The organism is Stenotrophomonas sp. AN71 (assembly GCF_050435725.1).
Classification (GTDB): domain Bacteria; phylum Pseudomonadota; class Gammaproteobacteria; order Xanthomonadales; family Xanthomonadaceae; genus Stenotrophomonas.
In genome coordinates this window covers 88,926-108,800 of record NZ_JBNDKU010000007.1, presented here as the reverse complement: position 1 = coordinate 108,800, position 19,875 = coordinate 88,926, and the positions used below count along the sequence as shown (strand labels likewise).

Below are 19,875 nucleotides of genomic sequence, written 5' to 3'. Positions count from 1 at the left end.
GTGCCTTGCGGGGCCGGGCATAATGAACGTCCCGTTACAGTTTGTGAGATCCCAGCGTCCATGCGCCGTTCCGTCTCCCTGTTGGCCGCCTGCGCCACCACCCTGCTGCTCGGCGCCTGCGCCAGCACCGCCCCCGCCTCCGCCCCGGCTGGCCTGAAGGTCGCCGTCGACCCGGTCGCCCACCCGGCCGGCGAGACCCCGCAGTGGTGGTACCGCAGCGGCGCGGCCCAGGCAGCCGCCAATGGCGCGATGGCCGGCAAGGCCAAGAACGTCATCCTGTTCCTGGGTGACGGCATGAGCCTGACCACCGTGGCCGCCTCGCGCATCTACGAAGGCCAGCGCAAGGGCGGCTCGGGCGAAGAGAACCTGCTGTCCTGGGAGCGCTTCCCGGCCACGGCGTTCAGCAAGACCTACAACACCGATTCGCAGACCCCGGACTCGGCCGGCACCATGACCGCCATCACCACCGGCGTGAAGACCCACATGGGTGCGATCGGCGTCAGCGCCGGCAGCCGCACCGACTGCGCCGACAGCCTGTCCAAGGGCCTGCTGACCTGGCTGCAGCTGGCCGACAGCGCCGGCCTGGCCACCGGTGTGGTGTCCACCGCGCGCTTGACCCATGCCACTCCGGCTGCCACCTACGCGCACTCGCCCGAGCGCAACTGGGAAAACGACACCGATCTGACCGAAGCGGCCAAGGCCGCCGGCTGCAAGGACATCGCCCAGCAGCTGCTGTCCACCTCGCGCTACGGCCGTGGCCCGCTGGTCGCCCTCGGCGGCGGCCGCGGCGAATTCACCACGGTGGAAGAGCGCGATCCGGAGTACGACGACAAGGTCGGCCAGCGCCTGGATGGCCGCAGCCTGGTGCAGGAATGGCAGCAGGCCCACCCGCAGGGTGCCTACGTGTGGAACAGCAAGCAGCTGGTGGCGGCCGCCGGCGCGCCGGCCATCCTCGGCCTGTTCGAGCCGGACCACATGCGCTACGAGTACGAGCGCCCGCAGGATCCGGGTGGCGAGCCGAGCCTGGCCGAACTGACCGCTGCGGCGATCAGGAATCTGGCCAGGCACCCGGAAGGCTACGTGCTGATGATCGAAGGCGCGCGCATCGACCACGCCAACCACAGCGGCAACGCCTACCGTGCCCTGACCGAGACCGTGGCGCTGTCCGACGCAGTGCGCGTGGCCAACGAACTGACCTCGGCCGATGACACCCTGATCATCGTCACCGCCGACCATTCGCACACGCTGAACTTCGTCGGCTACCCGGCACGTGGCAACCCGATCCTGGGCAAAGTGAAGGACAAGGGCGGCGAAGACGGCGCCGGCAAGCTGGACTACGCGCTGGATGGCAGCGGCCAGCCCTACACCACCCTGACCTACGCCAACGGCCCGGGCCATACCGGCGCCAGCAACCAGCAGCCGGCCGGCCCCAAGCAGTACCCGCACAACCCGAGCAGCTTCGAACCGGCCAACGGCCGCCCGAACCTGCGAGACGTCGACACCGAGCACCCCGATTACATGCAGGAAGCGCTGGTGCCGATGAAGTCCGAATCGCACGGTGGCGAAGACGTCGGCATCTGGGCACGTGGCCCGGGCAGCAAGGCGATTCGCGGGACGCTTGAACAGAACGCGATCTACCACATGATCGTGCAGGCCACTCCGGCCCTGCGCGAACGCCTGTGCCAGGCCGGCACCTGCGATGACAAGGGTGTACCGGTGCAGCTGCCGGCACCGACCGCGTTCGAGCGCAAGGCCGAGGCCAAGTGATCCGGAGGCAGGCCCGCCCTGCCCCCGCCAGCGGCCGCCTCGCGCGGCCGCTGGTCCTGCTCGGCCTGCTGGCCAGCGCCAGCGCGCTGGCGCAGGGACCGGCCTGCAAGGTCCTGACGGAAGAACATGGGCTGTGGATGCTGCCGGGATGCGAGGTCGCCAATGGCCGACCGCAGATCAGCACGCCGATGCTGGCGCAGTTGCCGTACGACGACCAGGGTCTGGCCGTGGTGTATGCCGGCGAAGGCTTCCACTACGTCAACCGCAAGGGCCGCAGCCTGCCAGTACTGACCTGGGACAACGGCCCGGAGACACCGCAGGAAGGCCTGCTGCGCGGCCGCGTCGGCAACCGCGTGGGCTACTTCGATCTGAAATTCCGCCAGGTGGTTCCGGGCACCTTCGATTTCGCCTGGCCATTCCGCGACGGCGTGGCCGAGGTCTGCAACGGCTGCCGTCGCGGCACACCGGATGCCGATGGCCACGCGCCGATGGAAGGTGGAGAGTGGTTCAAGATCGACCGCTCGGGGCATCGGGTGAAGTAAGGCGTTTCGGTAACGGCAGTAGATCCACGCCATGCGTGGATGAAATCTGTCAGTTATCGAATTGAATCCGGGGTCAGATCCGTTTTCCTGCGAAAAGCAGATCTGCCCCCTGCCATCATCAGGATCCATCCACGCATGGCGTGGATCCACCGGTGGCACGAGCCCCGCGGCCTGCCCGTCCTATACTTGCCGCCGTGACCGCCTTCCCTGCCCTTGTTCCGCTGGATGCGCCGCTGCTGGTGGGCTACAGCGGCGGTGTCGACTCCACCGTGCTGCTGCACTGGCTGTGGCGCTGCGCCCAGTCCTCCGGCACTTCACTGCGTGCTGTGCACGTGCACCACGGCCTGCAACCGGCAGCCGATGACTGGGTGCTGCATTGCCGGCAGCAGTGTGCGGCGCTGGGCATCGAGCTGGCCGTACATCGCGTCACGGTCGACGACCACAGTGGCCTCGGCCAGGAAGGTGCGGCACGGCAGGCACGGCGTGCGGCGTTCGCCGCCGAACTGCGTGAGGGTGAAACACTGGCACTGGCGCAGCACCAGGACGACCAGGCCGAGACCTTCCTGCTGCGCGCGCTGCGCGGTTCAGGCGTCGACGGACTTGCGGCGATGTCCGCACACAGCCGTCTTGGCGAACATCCTCTCTGGCGACCGCTGCTGTCGGCGCCGCGCACCGCGCTGCTCGACTATGCCAGGCAGCACGCACTGCATTGGGTCGAAGACCCCAGCAATGGCGAAGAGCACGCCGATCGCAACTTTCTGCGCCTGCAGGTGCTGCCGTTGCTGCGCCAGCGCTGGCGGCATGCCGCTGCGGCGTTGGCGGGCAGCTCTGCACACTGCGGGCAGACCCGCGAACTGCTCGACGAGGAAGACGCCGAGCTGATCGCGCATCTGGAAATCGCACCGCGCGTGCTGTCACTGCAGCTGCTGCGCCAGGTGTCACCGGCGCGCGCCGCGCGCGTGCTGCGCGCCTGGGTGATCGGCCACGGTGCCGCCCCACTGCCTGCCACAGTGCTGCAGCAGGCGCTGGATGAACTGCTGACGGCCGGCAACGACCGCCAGGCACGGGTGCGCTGGCACGATCATGCGATCCAGCAATGGCGCGAGCATGCCTACCTGTTGCCGGCGCAGCTGCCCGCGTTGCCGCGTGACTGGCAGGCTGCATGGGATGGTCGTGCACCGCTGCCACTGCCCGATGGCGGCCAGCTGAGCCTGCTGGGCGCACGCGCTTTCGCGCAGCCGCTGCAGGTCCGTGCACGTGCAGGTGGTGAGCGCATCCTGCTGCCTGGCCGCCAGCATACCCATGCACTGAAGGACTGCCTGCAGCGCGAACACCTCGCGCCCTGGCGACGGGCGCAACTGCCGCTGATCTTCGATGGCACCCAGCTGCTGGCCGCCGCCGACGTGGTCATCGGAGCGCCCTTGCAGGCGTGGTTGCAGGCAAACGAGGCGCAGCTGCAGTGGCGGCCCGGCGGCTGGTGAATTGACCCCCGCGCGCAGCCCGTCCACACTTGCCGCATGGCCAAGAAGTCCCCCGAAAACGCCTCCCCCGTCGCCCAGTTCGAGCAGTCGCTCGAATCGCTGGAGCAGCTGGTGGAGCAGATGGAAACCGGCGAGCTGAGCCTGGAAGCGTCGCTCAGTGCTTACGAGCGTGGCGTCGGTCTGTACCGGCAGTGCCAGCAAGCGCTGGAGCAGGCAGAGCTGCGCGTGCGCCTGCTCAGCGATCCGGCCCAGCCGGAAACGGCCGAGCCGTTCGACCCGCCCAGCCATGACGGCTGAGGCCCTGTTCGCGCGCTGGCGCGACCGTATCGAAAGCGAGCTCGACGCCGCCCTGCCCTCGCCTGCCGAGGCTCCGCAGCGCCTGCACCAGGCCATGCGCTATTCGGTACTGGGCGGCGGCAAGCGCATGCGCCCACTGCTGGTGTATGCCAGCGGCCACCTGTTCGGGGCGCAGCTGGAGCATCTGGACGCGGCGGCGATGGCCGTCGAGCTGATCCACGCCTATTCGCTGGTGCATGACGACCTGCCGGCGATGGACGACGATGCCCTGCGCCGGGGCAAGCCGACCACCCACATCGCCTTCGACGAAGCCACCGCGATCCTGGCCGGCGATGCGCTGCAGACCCGTGCCTTCGGCCTGCTGGCCGATGCGCCGCTGCCGGCCACGTTGCGCGTGGCCTGCCTGCAGACCCTGGCCCACGCCTCCGGAGCCTCCGGCATGTGCGGCGGCCAGGCGCTGGACATCGATGCCACCGGCCAGCAACAGACGCTGGCAGCGCTGACCCGGATGCATGCACTGAAGACCGGCGCACTGATCCGTGCGGCGGTGCGCATGGGCGCGCTGTGCGGCCAGGCCCACGAACCGCAGCTGGCCCAGCTGGACAGCTTTGCCGATGCGCTCGGCCTGGCCTTCCAGGTACGCGATGACATCCTCGATGTCGAGGCCAGTTCCGAACAGCTGGGCAAGACCGCTGGCAAGGACCAGGCGCAGGACAAGAGCACCTTCCCCGCCCTGCTCGGCATGGACGGCGCGAAGGCGCAGCTGCGTGAACTGTCCGCGCGGATGCAGGCCACCCTGGCCCACTACGGCGAAGAGGCCGATGCGCTGCGCGCGCTGGCAACGCTGGCGGTGGAACGGGATCATTGAAACCGTGCGCCCCGCGCGGCCGCCCAACAGAAAACGCCCGGCATTGCCGGGCGTTTTCGTTTCCACATGCAGCCGGTCTTACTTGACCAGGCGCAGCGCGAACGGGTAGCGGTAGGCTTCGCCGTTGTTGGCCTTGACCGCAGCGATGATGCAGAACACCAGGTTGAGGAGGCCGACGATCGGGGCCAGGATGCCGCCAATGATCACGATGGTCAGCACGATGCAGATCAGCATCGCGATGGTGATGGTGATCTGGAAGTTCAGCGCTTCCTTGGCCTGGTCGGTGACGAAGGCCTTGCTGGCATCGTCCTTGTTGATCAGCCAGATGATCAGCGGGCCGATGAACCAGGTGAAGATGCCCAGCAGGTGGGCAGCCAGGGCCATGGTGCGCTGGTCGGCCGGCGCGTTGGTGGTGGCCGGCGGCGGTGGGACGTTATCGAATTCACTCACGACAAAACTCCTTTTCATTGGGTGGTCTTGACCCACCAGCACCGAGCTGGTTGCGTCAGGCGCGCATAGCTTACGCCATCAACGCCATCAATCATTACCGGCGATGGTCATCCGCCCCAGCAGGATCGAACCGGTCCGGATGTGCGAGCGCGGGTCGACGTCGCTGCCGACCGCCTCGATCGAGCTGAACATCTCGCGCAGGTTGCCGGCAATGGTGATGCCGTCCACCGGGTACTGGATTTCTCCGTTCTCGATGCGGAAGCCGCCGGCGCCGCGCGAGTAGTCGCCGGTCACCCCGTTCACCCCCTGCCCCATCAATTCGGTCACCAGCAGGCCGTCGCCCATCTGGCGCGCGATGTCCTGCAGCGAGCCGGCATTGGCCGCCACCTGCAGGTTGTGCACGCCGCCGGCATTGGCAGTGGTCTGCAGGCCCAGCTTCCGCGCCGAATAGCTGCCCAGTACGTAGCGCTGCAGCACGCCGTCGCGGATCAGCGCCGAGGCACGGGTAGTCACGCCATCACCGTCGAAGGCGGCCGAACGCAGGCCACGGCGCAGGTGCGGCAGTTCGTCGATCTGCATCCACTCCGGGAACAGGCGCTGGCCGACACTGTCCAGCAGGAAGCTGGCCTGGCGGTACAGGGCCCCGCCGGACACCGCCGACAGCAGGTGGCCGACCAGGCTGCGCGCCACTTCCGGGGCGAACAGCACCGGCATGCTGCCGGTCGCCAGCGAGCGCGGCTGCAGCCGGGCGACGGTGCGCTCGGCGGCCATGCGGCCGACCAGGCCCACGTCTTCCAGATCCTCGCGGGCCAGCGCACTGGTGTACCAGCCATCGCGCTGCATGCCATCGCCCTGCCCGGCAATCAGCGCACAGCCGACCGAATGATGGGTGCCGCGCTCACGGCCGATGAAGCCGTGCGAATTGGCGTACACCGACAGGCTCTGCATGCTCGACACCGAGGCACCATCGGAATTGCGGATCTGTGCGTCGGCCTCGCGGCCGGCGGCTTCACAGGTCAGGGCCAGATCCACGGCTTCATCGGCCTGCAGCGCCCACGGATGCCAGCCGTCCAGGTCCGGGAACTCAGTGGCCATCAGCGCGGCGTCGGCCAGGCCCGCAGCCGGGTCATCCTCGGTGTGACGGGCGATCGCACAGGCCTGCTCGACGGTGGCAACCAGGCTGGCCTCGTTCAGGTCGCCGGTGCTGGCACTGCCCTTGCGCCGGCCAAAATAGACGGTAACGGCAATGCCACGGTCGCGGGTGGACTGCACGGTCTCCACTTCACCGAGGCGGACATTGACGTCCAGTCCGCGATCTTCGCTGCAGCTGACCTCCGCCTGGCTGGCACCCAGCGCACGGGCACGGTCGAGCAGCTGCTGTGAGAGGTCGGCCAGCCGTTCGAGCCGGGCCGGGCTGTCGTCACCGACGGCGACTTCAGGGGCGATCACGTTCAATGCTTTATCCTGTACAGGTTGGGCCCGGCATCACGCCGGGCGACTTTTTTTGAAATCAGGTAGGAACGATGCGCGGACGCGACGAAGAAACCGGTGAATTCCACGACAAGAGCCGCAGCCAGAACCGGCGTGACGCGCTCGATGTCCTGGCCCTGGGCGAGAAACTGGTGTCGCTGACCCCGGCCCAGCTGGCACGCCTGCCGATCCCGGAGGACCTGCTGCCGCACATCGCCGAGTGCAAGCGCATCACCGCCCATATCGCCCACAAGCGCCAGCTGGCGTTCCTGGCCAAGCACATGCGCCGCGAAGAGGACGCCACGCTGGATGCGATCCGCGATGCGCTGGACGCCAACAGCGAAACCGGTCGCCGTGAAGTGGCCATGATGCACCGCGCCGAAGATTGGCGTGACCGCCTGCTGGCCGAGGGCGACACGGCGCTGGCCGCACTGCTCCAGGACTACCCGCAGGCCGACCGCCAGCAGCTGCGCACCCTGGTGCGCAACGCGCAGGCCGAGAAGGCGAAGAACAAGCCGCCGCGCGCCTACCGCGAGATCTTCCAGGTGTTGCGTACGCTGATGCTGCCCGCAGCGCTGGGCCTGAAGGCCGCGGCCGATGAAGCCGATGACATCGACGCCGACGAGGCCGACGAGGACTGAGTCCCCGCCGGCTGCGGCGGTGGCGCTGGCCATCGCCCGGCTCAGGCCTGGGTACCGCCGACAGTGATGCCCTCGATCAACAGCGAGGGCTGGCCGACACCCACGGGCACGCTCTGCCCGTCCTTGCCACAGATGCCCACACCCTCGTCCAGGGCCAGGTCGTTGCCGACCATGCGCACCTTCTGCATGGTTTCCGGCCCGTTGCCGATCAGCGTCGCGCCCTTCACCGGGGCGGTGATGCGGCCATCTTCGATCAGGTAGGCCTCGGTCGCCGAGAACACATACTTGCCGCTGGTGATGTCGACCTGGCCGCCGCCGAAGTTGACCGCATACAGTCCCTTCTTCACCGAACGGATCATCTCCTGCGGGTCATGCTCGCCGGCACGCATGTAGGTGTTGGTCATGCGCGGCATGGTCAGGTGCGCGAACGATTCACGGCGTGCGTTGCCGGTCGGTGCCATGCCCATCAGGCGCGCGTTGAGGGTGTCCTGCATGTAGCCGACCAGGATGCCGTCCTCGATCAGCGTGGTGCACTGGGTCGGGTGGCCTTCGTCGTCCATGTTCAACGAACCGCGGCGGCCGTCGAGGGTGCCGTCGTCGACGATGGTCACGCCCGGCGCGGCCACGCGTTCGCCGATGCGGCCGGCATAGACGCTGGTGCCCTTGCGGTTGAAATCGCCTTCCAGGCCGTGGCCGACGGCTTCATGCAGCAGCACACCGGGCCAGCCTGGGCCGAGCACCACCGGCATCACGCCGGCCGGTGCCGGCACCGCGTCCAGGTTCACCAGCGCCTGGCGCAGCGCTTCACGGGCGAAGCCTTCCGGGCGACCACTGGCGAACAGTTCTTCATAGCCATAGCGGCCGCCGCCACCGGAGTAGCCGGACTCGCGGCGGCCGTTGTGCTCGACGATCACCTGCACGTTCAGGCGCACCAGCGGGCGCACGTCGGCGCCCAGCACGCCGTCGCTACGGGCGATCAGCACCGTGTCGACGCCGCCGGACAGGCTGACCATCACCTGCTTCACGCGCGGATCGGCGGCACGCAGGTAGCCATCCAGGCGCTTGAGTACCTCGACCTTGGCCTCGTTGCCGATGCCATCGATCGGATCCAGCGCCGGATACAGCGCACGTGCATTGCCACGCAGCAGCGAACGCCCGGACTGGGCGCCGCCCTCGCGCGAAATCGCGCGCGCCGACTGTGCCGCGACCAGCAACGCGTCGGCATGGATGTCATCGGAGTAGGCGAAGCCGGTCTTCTCACCGGCGATCGCACGCACGCCCACGCCCTGCTCGATGGAATGGGCGCCGTCCTTGACGATGCCGTCCTCCACGCTCCAGCTCTCGCGGCGGGCGTGCTGGAAATAAAGGTCGCCGAAGTCGACACCGGGGCCGAGCAGTTGGCCGAAGGTGCGCTCCAGACCGGCGGTATCCAGGCCGCCGGGGCGCAGCAGGCGGTCTTGGGCAAGCGTCAGGGCGATGTCAGTCATGGTCTCGATCTGGGGGTGCGGGGGCGCTCAGGCAACCCCCGTGAACAGGAAAGCCAGGCTCAGCGCGAGCCTGGCAGGTCGGTGGCCGCAGCGGGAACGGCCGGCGCCGGGCCCGGCGCGGCGGGCGGCGCAGTCTTGTCGCGGCTGCGTTCGATCACTTCCACCTTCGGCTCCTTCCATGGACCGGTCACCTTGTAGGTACGGGCGCCAATCTCGCCCAACGGCTTGGACAATACCGCATTGGTAGCCGCGCCGAGTGCCGCACCCACCGGGCCGCCGGCCACCGCGCCGACCACGGTCAGCAGGTTGCCCGCGCGCGGGTTGACGTCGATGGTCTGGTCGAACTGCTGGTTGTGCAGGTCGGCCTGGCCACGGATGGTGATGTTCGCCGCGGGGCCTTCGATCAGCACCTTGTCGGTGCGCGCCATGCCCTGGTCGAACTGCATGCGGCCGTCGATCTGGTTGAACGCGAAGCCCTTGGAGAAGAAGTCGCGGAAGTCGAACATCAGCCGTCGCGGCAGCTGGGCGACGCTGAGCAGACCCAGTACGCGGCCCGCGCCCGGCTCAAGTTCCAGCAGCTGGCCATTGCGCGCATGCAGGTCGAGGCTGCCCTGCAGGTTGCCCAGCTGGAAATCCGACGGACCACCACTCCACGCAGCCTGCAGCTGCGCCTGGCCGGAACCGCCACGCAACTGGCCACCATAGTCGAGGTTCTGCATCAGCCCGCCGAGGTCTTCGCTGCGCACCTGCGCGGTCAGTTCGGTGCGGGCACCACCACTGCGGCCCAGCCAGCGCCCGCTGATGTCGATTTCCTGGTCCGGTGCGCGGAAGCGCAGCTGATCCACGTTCAAGCCATTGGCCAGCGGCCGCGTGCGCAGCACCGCCTGTCCCAGTACCACTTTGCCGAACTTCAGATCGGCGATGTCCAGCGCGAACGGTGGCAGCTTGGCCGGGTCCATGTCGTTGGCGCCGGCCTGCACGCGTGCCGGCGCTGCCGGTGCCCCCGGTGCCCCCGGCAGCGATTGCCAGTGCACGCGATCGAGCTGGCCGCTGATGGTGCCGCCCGTGGCATTGGGAACGGTCAGGTGCCCGGCCAGTGATGGCCCGTCCAGGCGTACATCCAGCGCCTGCGCACCCGGACGCAGCTGCAGCCGGGTCTGTTCGAACACGCCGCCGATCAGCATCAGCTGGCCCACCTGCACGTCCACCGCGCGCAGCGGCATCGCATCGTCGTCGCTGCCACCGCGGGCCAGGCTGATCCATTCCAGCGCATCCAGGGTCGGGCTGCGGCCGTTGACCGTCAGACCGCTTGGCGGCGGCTCGCGGTCGACATGATCGCTGCCCAGCGTGACCTGCACGCCGGTCTGGTTGTTGTGGCTGCGCGCGGCCAGGGCCAGGCGCTGGCCAAAGGCCACGTCGATGCGGCCGGCCCCCATCGGCAGCTGCGCGGCCACCGTGGTCGCCAACGGCTCGGCGGCGGGCTTGTCCAGCGGTGCCGGCAGGTCCAGACGGGTGCCGACCAGGTCCGAACTCAATCGCAGCTCGCTGGGTGGCGCGGGCGCCCCTGGCGCGACCTTGGGCAGGTTGACCGCGATGGTCCACGCCGACGTACCGCTGATGTAAGGCTTCAGCCACGCCATTTCGGGCGCACGGTCGATCAACACGCCGGCGTCGAGGTGGGCCGTCAGCTGCGATTCGAAGGCCCGCTTGCTGTCGTGCACGTAGCCACCGGCGCGCAGGCTCAGGCGACCGTCCTGGCCGAGGTGACGCACCGCCAGCTCCTCGGCATCGAAGCCGCCGTTGCTGTAGCGCGCCTGCCCCTGCATGTTGTCGAACGCCAGCTGGAAGCGCTTGTCGACCAGCTTCACGCCAGCCAGATCGACCGTACCCTGCAGGTGGCCCGCGCCCTCATCCTGGTGCAGCGGCTGCAGCAGGTCGAAGGTCACGTGTGCCGGACCGCTGGCGGCCAGGTTGTCCAGGGTGTCGCCATAGTCCTTGTGCAACGGGCTCTGCCGCAGCATCGCCAGCAGCTTGCCGGCATCGCTCGGCGCGTCGGCGCGCACGTACAACGGCTGATGGCCGAAGTCAGGAATGCCTGCCTCGAATTTCTGTACCGCCACGCCGGCCAGATCGCCGCGGCCGGTCATGCGGAAACCGGGGCCGATGAAGGCGATATCGGCGTCGACCTGACTCATCAGCGGCCAGTCGTGCTGGAAGCGGATGTCGCCGTTGGTGATGTGGCCGGTGGCCTCGAAGCGGCCGTCGTTGTTGTCGAACGGCCAGTCATCCAGGTCGCCGCTGACCAGGCCGACGCCATCGCGCACCTGGCCGCCGGCCAAGGCCATGTCCAGCCAGTCGGTGGCGTTCTTGCTCATCTTGGAATGAATCCAGAAGCGCTTGGCGGCGGTCATTGGCACGTCGTCCAGCTTGGCCGCCAGCTGCAGCCACGGTCGGCTGCCGTCACCCTGGAACCAGACGCCACCGCGTACGTCGGCCGCGTAGTCGGTGCCTTCCACGCGCATCGCCGGCGTTCCGATACGCCAGCCACCACCCTCGTCGCGCCAGCCCACGATCTGACCCGCAAGGTGCAGGTCATGGCGCACGCCAAAACCGGTCGGCCAATCGAACTGCAGCTGCCGTTGCGATTGCAGCTGCAGGCTGAAGCCATCAGCATCGCCTTCGAAACGCCCGCCCAGGCCACGCAGGCCAGGGGAATCGCCGACGCTGGCGAAGCCCAGCGACTGCAGTTCACCCTGCGCCCACAGTGGACCATCGCGCTCACCGGCCAGCTGCAGCTCACGTACCTCCAGCTGTGGTTTGGACAGGAACAGCCAATGACGCAGGCCCGGCTCCAGGCGATCACTCAGCGACAGCGCCCGCAGCGCGGTACCCGCCTGCACCTCGCCGGCACTCACCCGCAGCTGCTTGCCAACCTGCAACTGGAAGCCATCAAGCTGCTGTTCGTCCTGCTCCGTCTTCAAGCGCAGCCGTGGGACCTGCAGCGACCAGCCATCGGCCTGGTGCTGCCAGCGCAGGCGCGCCTGCAGGCGCTGCAGCTGCAGCTGCGGTACGGCCATGCCGGGCATCGGCGCACCGTCAATGCGCACCTCGCGCAGGTCCGAATCGGTGGTCACCACCACCGGCGCGAAATCGCGCAGGGTCAGCCACAGGTTCAGTTCGCCCTTGCCTTCGCGCAGGCGCACACCGCCGGCCGCCAGCAGCGGCGACCAGGCATGGAAATCAACCGGGTCGGCACCCAGCCAGGCCTGGCCGTCGCCGCGCGCGCGGTCCACGTCCAGCACCGCGGTCAGCGGCAGTGCGTCGGTCTGCGCCCAGGCGCGCACGCCCACACGCAGACGATCGCCGTTGACCCGCAGCCGCAGATCAATGCGCGGCAGCGTGGTATCGATGCCCAGCCCCGGCGCGTGCACGCCCAGGCGGCCACCGATCACCTGCAGTTCGCCCAGCCGGCGCAGCGCGTCCAGCGGGTCGCCGCCATTGTCGGACTGCGGCAGGCCCTGCACCGACCAGCGGCCGTCCTGGCCCTGCTGCAGGTCCAGCGCCAGGCCGCGCAGGCGCAGCTCGGTCAGCGAACGCCCGGGCAGCAGGCCGCTGTACATCGATACCAGTACTTCGGCCTCGCCGATCGCCAGGCCCTGGCCGGCGCCGATGCGCAGGCCCTTCAACTGCAGCAATGGACCCCGCCGGGTCCAGGTGGTCTGCAACTGGTCGAAACGCACCGGCTGGCCGGCACGTTCACTCAGCCAGGCGGCAATCTTCTCGGGATGGCGCTCGGCCAGCGGCAACAGCTGGCTGAGCGTGCCCACCAGCAGTGCAAGCCCGACCAGGCCCACCGCGCAGGCGGCAATGAAATGACGGCGGATCCTTCGCAGTCGCAGGCGCGGTGGCGCGCTCATCGGCCACCGCCGGCCTGCGGCCGGCGAGGATCAGAGCAGAACGACATCGAACTGCTCCTGCAGGTACTGCTCGTCCGCCTGGAAGCGGATGCTCTTGCCGAGGAACTCCTCCAGCTCGGCCACCGCCGAGGATTCCTCGTCGGTGATGCGCGCGACCACCTTGGTCGACGCGATCACCAACAGGCGTGCGGCATCGAACTGGCGCACCGCCCGGGTGATCTCGCGGAAGATCTCGTAGGTCACCGTCTCGGTGGTCTTGATGCTGCCCCGGCCACTGCACTGCGGGCAGGTCTCCGACAGCTGGCGCTCCAGGCTTTCCACGGTGCGCTTGCGGGTCATCTCCACCAGGCCCAGCGGCGAGAAATCGTAGACCGTGGTCTTGGCATGGTCGCGGGCCAGCGCCTTTTCCAGCGTGCGCAGCACCTGGCGCCGGTGCTCGGCATCGTCCATGTCGATGAAGTCGATGATGATGATGCCGCCAAGATTGCGCAGCCGCAGCTGCCTGGCCACCGCCTGCGCGGCCTCCAGGTTGGTACGGAACACGGTTTCTTCCAGGTTGCGCTGGCCCAGGAACGAACCGGTATTCACATCGATGGTGGTCATCGCCTCGGTCTGGTCGATCACCAGGTAGCCACCGGATTTCAGCGGCACCTGCTTGTCCAGCGCGCGACCGATCTCGTCCTCCACCCCGAACATGTCGAAGATCGGGCGATCGCCGCTGTACAGTTCGATCTTCTCGGCCAGCACGGGCATGTACTTGGCAACGAACGCCTGAAGCTGGGCGAAGGTTTCCTTGGAATCCACCTTCACCTTGTCCACGTCCTTGCGGATCAGGTCGCGCACCGAACGCAGCGGCAGGCTCAGGTCTTCATAGATGATGCTGCACGAAGGCGCTTCGCGGCCGCGGCGCTCGACCACGTTCCACACGCGCGACAGATAGGCGATGTCCTCGGCGATGGCCTCGGCCGGCTGACCTTCGGCATTGGTGCGCACGATGTAGCCATAGCCACCGTGCTGGGCCGACAACTCGGTCACCAGCGCCTTCAGGCGCGCACGCTCGGCTTCATCCTCGATGCGCGCCGACACGCCCACCACCTTGGACTGCGGCAGCAGCACCATGTAACGCGAGGGAATGCTGATCTGCGTGGTCAGGCGTGCACCCTTGGTGCCGATCGGATCCTTCACCACCTGCACCACGATGTCCTGGCCGTCGCGCAGCAGCTCCACGATCGGCACGCTGGCCGGCGGCGGCAGGGTGGTGTTCTCGGTATCGGCGCTGGCCACCGGCGCCGGCCGCACCACGTCGTTGGCATGCAGGAACGCCGCACGCTCCAGGCCGACTTCGACGAACGCCGCCTGCATGCCGGGCATGACCCGCTGCACCTTGCCCTTGTAGATGTTGCCGACCACACCGCGGCGCCAGCCGCGCTCGATGTGCAGTTCCTGCAGCATGCCATTTTCGATCACCGCGACCCGGGTCTCGCGCGGGGTCACATTGACCAGGATTTCCTCAGACATCGGCAGCCTCCCTGGCGGCATCGGCAGTGGGGGCCGGCACGCCACAGCGTGCCAGCAGACGATCGGTATGCAGCAACGGCAGCCCCATCACACCGGAGTAGCTGCCGGAAAGGTGTTCGATCCAGCGCTCGGCCCCACCCTGGATGGCGTAGGCACCCGCCTTGTCCAGGGGTTCGCCGCTGGCTACGTAGGCGGCGATGTCGGCAGCGTCGATCGGTGCGAAGGTCACCTCGGAAACGACCAGCTCGCTGTCCATGCCCTTGGCGCCGACCACCACCACGGCGGTCAGCACCTGATGGGTGCGCCCGGCCAGGCGCGCCAGCATCGCGCGGGCGTCGGCGGCGTCGGCCGGTTTGCCGAAGACTTCACCGTCCAGCACCACCTCGGTGTCCGAGCCCAGCACCCGCGCCTGCGGGTCGTCGGCCAGCACCCGGGCCAGGCCGGCGCGCGCCTTGTCGGCGGCGACCCGGCAGACATAGTCCTGGGCGCTTTCAGACGCCGCGCGCTGCTCGACAACCTCCAGGTCCAAGGCCTGGAAGGGTCGTCCGAGTCGGGCCAGCAGCTGGTTGCGTCGGGGGGAGCGGGAAGCAAGATAGAGCATCGGCACAGCATAACCTGAGGCCGCCACCTGAATCGTCGGCAACCCGTTCCGGAACGCGCGCAACCCCCAACAGGCTCACAGCGCGTTCATCGCTACGACACCACCCTCACCGCCACAACAAGGAGATCCCATGCGCCTGACCGCCACCCCGCTGCTGCTTGCCCTGTCCCTCGCCCTTGGAACCTCGATGACTGCCCATGCCGCTCCGTCGTCGCCGTCGATCGCCGCCCCGGCCGAAGGCACCCTGCTGAACATCTCGGCCAACGCCGAAGCCACCCGCGTGCCGGACGTGGCCACCCTGTCGGCCGGCGTGGTCACCCAGGCCGCCGACGGCAACAGCGCCATGCGCCAGAACGCCCAGCAGATGGACAAGGTGTTGTCGGCGATCAAGGCGGCCGGCATCGCCGAGCGTGACGTGCAGACCAGCGGCGTCAGCCTCAACCCGCAGTACCGCTATGCCGACAACGAAGCGCCGAAGATCACCGGCTACCAGGCCAGCAACACGGTCAGCCTGAAGGTCCGCGACATCGCCAAGCTCGGCAAGGTGCTCGACGCGCTGGCCGCACAGGGCGCCAACCAGATCAACGGCCCCAGCTTCGAGATCGACCAGCCCGAGCCGGTCTATGACGAAGCCCGCCTGGCTGCGCTGAAGAAGGCCCAGGCCCGCGCCCAGACCTATGCGAAGTCGCTGGGCCTGCAGGTGCGCCGCATCGTCAGCATCTCCGAAAACAGCAATGGCGGTTTCCGCCCGATGCCGATGATGCGTTCCATGGCTGCCGGTGCGGCGATGGACAAGGCCACTCCGGTCGCACCGGGCGAGTCGACCGTCTCGGTCAACCTCGACGTGGTGTTCGAACTGGGCCGCTGATCGCATCGGCCCCGGCTGACAAGGGCGTGCCCCGCACGGGGCCCGCCTTTTTTTCTGCGTGCCGCCAGCGCTGGCTGAAGGCCAGCTCAACGATTCTGCCCCTGCCTCTAGGCAGTGGCGGGCCTGCCGCGTTACTGATGGACTGCCAGCCGCGTGCGGCAACCCCGCCACGGGCCCTGGTGCGTTGAGGACTTCGTCACTGGCATGGAGGTGGACCATGGTTCGTACGTATCCCGTTGCATCCCAACCCTTCGACCCCGCCCGCGTTGCCGCCTGGAGCGCGGCGATCGCCCTGCACCTGCTGGCCTTCCTGTTGCTGCTCATCCCTGCCACCTACCAGGCCGTGCAGGCACCGCGTGACAAGACCCCGGTCCGGCTGATCGAGAAGATCCCGCCACCGCCGGCACCCCCGGTTCCGGTCCACCCAAAGGAGATCGTCCAGGTGGTGCCCAAACCGAGGACGCAGCCGGTGGTGCCACCGCTGCCCGCGCCCACCGCGACCGTGGAGGAAACCCAGGGCATCGCGCTGCCGGCCGCCGAGCCTGCCCCGCCACAGCTCGCGCCGAGCATCGATACCACCACGCCGCTGGCCGGTGCGCAGCTGCAGTACCGAAGCGCCCCGCCGCCGACCTACCCGATCCAGTCGCTGCGCAATCATGAACAGGGCACGGTGCTGTTGCGGGTTGAAGTGGACACCCGCGGCCAACCCGTGGTCGTCAGCATCGAGCGCAGCAGCGGTTCGCGCACTCTGGACCAGGCCGCCCGTCAGCAGGTGCTCAAGCACTGGCGTTTCGAGCCCGCCCTGCGTGACGGCGTAGCGGTTCCGGCCATCGGCATGGTGCCGGTGCAGTTCTCGCTGCCGGACTGACGCCCCCCTCGCCGGCCCGGCCACGCGCCGGGCCGGCCCTGATCCGGGGGGAAGCGGACGGGTCAGGACCAAGCGTTACCGATTAAGCAAAATTTCACGACTTCGTCACCCGTTGGAAACCTAGATTGGCGCGTCCCGGTACTGATCCGGCGACAGCCCTCAACGCTACGGTTTTCCAGTTAGGAGAGAAGCTGTGAAACACCCGATCCAACGGCCCGCCAGCCGCCGCCGCTCCACCCTGGCATCGTCCATCACCCACATCCTCACCGGCGGTGCCCTGCTGCTGGTTGGCGCCGTCGCTTCCTCCTCCGCGTTCGCGCAGGAAAAGGCCACCAACCTCGACCGCATCACGGTCACCGGTTCCAACATTCCGCGCACCAACACCGAAACGCCGTCCCCGGTGCAGGTGGTGACCCGCCAGGAAATCGACCGCACCGGCAAGACCTCGCTGGCCGAATACCTGCAGACCATCACCGCCGATGGCGCTGGCTCGATTCCCAAGACCTTCGGCAATGGCTTTGCCGGCGGTGGTGCCGGCATCTCGCTGCGTGGCCTCGGTGCCGGCTCGACGCTGGTGCTGTTGAACGGCCGCCGCATGGCCACCTATGGCCTGGCCGATGACGGCCAGAAGGTGTTCACCGACCTCAGCACCATCCCGCTCGATGCCGTCGAGCGCGTGGAAGTGCTGAAGGACGGCGCCTCGGCGATCTATGGCTCCGACGCCATCGCCGGCGTGGTCAACATCATCCTGCGCAGCGACTTCCAGGGCGTCATTCTGCGTGGTTCCTATGGCCTGTCCGGTGACAGCGATGGCGACGCCAGGAAGGCGACCCTGACCGCCGGTACCGGCGACCTCGCCACCGATGGCTGGAATGCGTTCTTCAGCCTGGACGTCGGCAAGACCGATGCGATCAAGCTCAGCGACCGCAAGAACCGCAAGTGGATCGGTACCGGTGACACCCGCCCGTGGGGCTATGACAAGACCGCCCAGTTCCTCGGCGGTGCCTACACCCGTGGTGGCACCTCCGGCGGCTCCGGCCCGAACGGCTCCTACCTCGACGCCACCGGCCACCTGGTGCCGCTGCCCGGCTGTACCGGCCTGACCACCATCGGTGGCCAGACCCCGGCCAGCATCGCCGCCGATGGCTGCCTGTTCGATCCGGCGCAGCAGTACCGCGACCTGATTCCGGAAGAGAAGTACGTCAACGTGTTCGGCCGTGCCAGCTTCGCCTTCGGTGAAGGCGGCGAGGTCTACACCGAGATCGGCTACTCGAAGAAGGAAACGATCTTCAGCAACACCCCGTCCGGCGTGTCGGGCGGCTGGGGTTACCCGGGCGGCCCGGTCAACGCCAACAGCGGCAGTGGTGCCACCGTGCTGGGGGCCAACCACCCTGACAATCCGAACTTCGGCCAGCCAGGTGCCGTGCCGGTCCGCGTGCGCTACTCGGCCTGGGATGTCGGCCCGCGCGTGACCGACAACACCAATGAGTTCAACCGCTTCCTGGTCGGCGTCAAGGGCAACTGGGGCGACTGGAGCTACGACACCGCCTACCTGCATTCGGGCACCGACCTGACCAACAAGCGCACCGGCTTCCTGCGTTACAGCGCAGTGCGCTGTGCACTGGGCGACGGCAACTGCGCCGGTGGCGTGTGGCGCATCGGTGACGACGCGGGCAAAAACTCGCAGGCGCTGTACAACTACATCTCGCCGATGATCAGTGCCCGCGCCAAGTCCAGCCTGGACATGTTCGACTTCACCGTGTCGCGCAGCCTGATGGATCTGAAGGGCGGCCCGCTGGGCCTGGCGGTCGGTACCGAATGGCGCAAGACCAGCAACAGCCTGACCCCGCAGACCTACACCGACCAGGGCGACATCATCGGCCTGGGCTACTCGGCCTACGACGGTACCCAGAACGTCTACGCCGGCTACGTCGAACTGTCGGCACCGGTGCTGGAACAGCTGGAACTGTCCGGCGCCGTGCGCTACGACAAGTACGAGAGTGGTGAAGGCAAGGCCACGCCGAAGCTGGGCGTGAAGTGGACCCCGGCCGACTGGATCGCCCTGCGCGCCAGCTACGCCGAAGGCTTCCGCGCGCCGAACCCGGCCGAGAACGGCGACGGTGGCCTGGCCGCCTTCTCCACCGCCGTCGACCCGGTACGTTGCCAGATCAGCGGTAACGCGGCCAGCGAGTGCGGCGCCAACTCGGTGGCGATCATCACCAAGCCGAACAAGCTGCTGAAGCCGGAAGAGTCCAAGAGCTACTCGATCGGCATCGTGCTGCAGCCGACCTCGACCACGTCGTTGACCGTGGATGCCTGGCAGATCAAGCGCACCAACGAGATCGTGCAGGGCAGCACCGCGGCGGCCATCCTTGCCGGCAATGTGCTGCGTGACAGCAACAACCTCAATGGCGTGGCCAACAGCGGCACCATCCTGGCCGTCAACACCGGCTACGTGAATGCCAGTTCGTCGCGGGTGCGCGGTATCGACACCGACATCCGCCAGACCTTCGAGATCGGCCCGGGCCAGCTGGAAATGGACCTGCAGTGGAGCCACATCCTGAAGTTCGAGCGCACCGAAGGCGGCGACACGGTTGACTACGTGGGCACCCACGGCAACTGCGACGTCACCAACTGCATCGGCACGCCGAAGGACAAGGCGAACTTCGGCACCACCTGGAAGCAGGGTCCGTGGAGCGTCAGCGGCATCGTCAACTACATCAGCAAGATGGACAACAAGGACAGCCGTGGCGGCAGCTACCTGGCCTTCTACGCTGACGGCACGCCGGTGACGAAGATCTCCTCGTTCACCACGATGGACCTGTCCGGTCGCTGGAACATCAACGACTCGTTCGAACTCAACGCCTCGGTGGCCAACGTGTTCGATCGCATGGCCCCGCTCGACCCGACCACCTACGGTGCGGTCAACTACAACCCGATGCACTTCTCCGGTGCGCTGGGCCGTTACTACACCGTCGGCTTCAAGTACACCTTCAAGTAAGACCGTCTGCAGCGTCACCTTCGAAGGCCCGGGCAGCTGCCCGGGCCTTCGTCTTTTGTGGGAGTGCGGGCCGTCTCTTGCAGACATGTTCACGAGTAC

The 19,875-nt window shown here is 67.9% G+C and carries 15 protein-coding genes; 9 read left to right on the top strand and 6 right to left on the bottom strand.

The window, feature by feature from the left end; all coding sequences use genetic code 11:
• Positions 1-60 precede the first annotated feature (60 nt).
• The 5 genes from ABH900_RS12710 to ABH900_RS12690 all read left to right on the top strand — a co-directional run bounded on the left by ABH900_RS12710 (position 61) and on the right by ABH900_RS12690 (position 4,955).
• Positions 61-1,767, top strand: a complete 1,707-nt coding sequence (locus tag ABH900_RS12710) for an alkaline phosphatase (protein ID WP_429623255.1) — start codon at positions 61-63, stop codon at positions 1,765-1,767.
• Complete coding sequence (locus ABH900_RS12705; RefSeq protein WP_429623254.1) at positions 1,764-2,309, top strand: WG repeat-containing protein; 546 nt, start codon at positions 1,764-1,766, stop codon at positions 2,307-2,309. Before ABH900_RS12710 ends, ABH900_RS12705 begins: the two co-directional genes overlap by 4 nt.
• 194 nt (positions 2,310-2,503) lie before the next feature.
• On the top strand, positions 2,504-3,790 hold the full coding sequence (gene tilS, locus ABH900_RS12700) for a tRNA lysidine(34) synthetase TilS (protein ID WP_429623253.1): 1,287 nt from the start codon (positions 2,504-2,506) through the stop codon (positions 3,788-3,790).
• 36 nt (positions 3,791-3,826) lie between these two features.
• Positions 3,827-4,087 carry an exodeoxyribonuclease VII small subunit gene (locus ABH900_RS12695; RefSeq protein ID WP_006381978.1) on the top strand — a complete coding sequence of 87 codons (261 nt, stop codon included), beginning with the start codon at positions 3,827-3,829 and terminating at the stop codon, positions 4,085-4,087.
• Positions 4,077-4,955 (top strand): polyprenyl synthetase family protein, encoded by an 879-nt coding sequence (locus ABH900_RS12690; protein WP_429623251.1) that lies wholly within the window; start codon positions 4,077-4,079, stop codon positions 4,953-4,955. Before ABH900_RS12695 ends, ABH900_RS12690 begins: the two co-directional genes overlap by 11 nt.
• A gap of 78 nt (positions 4,956-5,033) precedes the next feature.
• Here the strand turns inward: ABH900_RS12690 and ABH900_RS12685 are convergent, their stop codons facing one another.
• Together ABH900_RS12685 and pmbA are read right to left on the bottom strand one after the other, a co-directional pair.
• Positions 5,034-5,405, bottom strand: coding sequence for a DUF4870 domain-containing protein (locus tag ABH900_RS12685; RefSeq protein ID WP_429623249.1), 372 nt, complete (start codon positions 5,403-5,405; stop codon positions 5,034-5,036).
• Between the two features lie 87 nt (positions 5,406-5,492).
• On the bottom strand, positions 5,493-6,860 hold the full coding sequence (pmbA, locus tag ABH900_RS12680; protein ID WP_429623248.1) for a metalloprotease PmbA: 1,368 nt from the start codon (positions 6,858-6,860) through the stop codon (positions 5,493-5,495).
• A gap of 68 nt (positions 6,861-6,928) precedes the next feature.
• Between pmbA and yjgA the strand changes: the two genes are divergently transcribed.
• On the top strand, positions 6,929-7,516 hold the full coding sequence (gene yjgA / locus ABH900_RS12675; protein WP_429623246.1) for a ribosome biogenesis factor YjgA: 588 nt from the start codon (positions 6,929-6,931) through the stop codon (positions 7,514-7,516).
• A 41-nt stretch (positions 7,517-7,557) separates the two neighbouring features.
• Here yjgA and tldD read toward each other — a convergent pair whose 3' ends face one another.
• Genes tldD through ABH900_RS12655 form a run of 4 tightly spaced genes read right to left on the bottom strand, consistent with a single transcriptional unit; the run spans position 7,558 to position 15,039 of the window.
• The gene (gene tldD / locus ABH900_RS12670) at positions 7,558-9,003 is read right to left on the bottom strand and encodes a metalloprotease TldD (protein WP_429623244.1); all 1,446 of its coding nucleotides are present in this window, start codon (positions 9,001-9,003) and stop codon (positions 7,558-7,560) included.
• A gap of 59 nt (positions 9,004-9,062) precedes the next feature.
• On the bottom strand, positions 9,063-12,920 hold the full coding sequence (locus ABH900_RS12665; protein WP_429623243.1) for a YhdP family protein: 3,858 nt from the start codon (positions 12,918-12,920) through the stop codon (positions 9,063-9,065).
• Positions 12,921-12,950: 30 nt separating this feature from the next.
• Positions 12,951-14,438, bottom strand: a complete 1,488-nt coding sequence (rng, locus tag ABH900_RS12660) for a ribonuclease G (protein ID WP_429623242.1) — start codon at positions 14,436-14,438, stop codon at positions 12,951-12,953.
• Positions 14,431-15,039: a Maf family nucleotide pyrophosphatase gene (locus ABH900_RS12655; RefSeq protein WP_429623241.1), complete on the bottom strand. Its 609-nt coding sequence runs from the start codon at positions 15,037-15,039 to the stop codon at positions 14,431-14,433. Before ABH900_RS12655 ends, rng begins: the two co-directional genes overlap by 8 nt.
• A 130-nt stretch (positions 15,040-15,169) precedes the next feature.
• Here ABH900_RS12655 and ABH900_RS12650 point away from each other — a divergent pair, with 130 nt between their 5' ends.
• The 3 genes from ABH900_RS12650 (at position 15,170) to ABH900_RS12640 (ending at position 19,776) form a co-directional block, all read left to right on the top strand.
• Positions 15,170-15,907, top strand: coding sequence for an SIMPL domain-containing protein (locus ABH900_RS12650; protein WP_429623240.1), 738 nt, complete (start codon positions 15,170-15,172; stop codon positions 15,905-15,907).
• A 217-nt stretch (positions 15,908-16,124) separates the two neighbouring features.
• Complete coding sequence (locus tag ABH900_RS12645; RefSeq protein ID WP_429623238.1) at positions 16,125-16,775, top strand: energy transducer TonB; 651 nt, start codon at positions 16,125-16,127, stop codon at positions 16,773-16,775.
• A gap of 193 nt (positions 16,776-16,968) precedes the next feature.
• Complete coding sequence (locus ABH900_RS12640) at positions 16,969-19,776, top strand: TonB-dependent receptor (RefSeq protein ID WP_429623237.1); 2,808 nt, start codon at positions 16,969-16,971, stop codon at positions 19,774-19,776.
• The last annotated feature ends 99 nt before the right edge of the window (positions 19,777-19,875 follow it).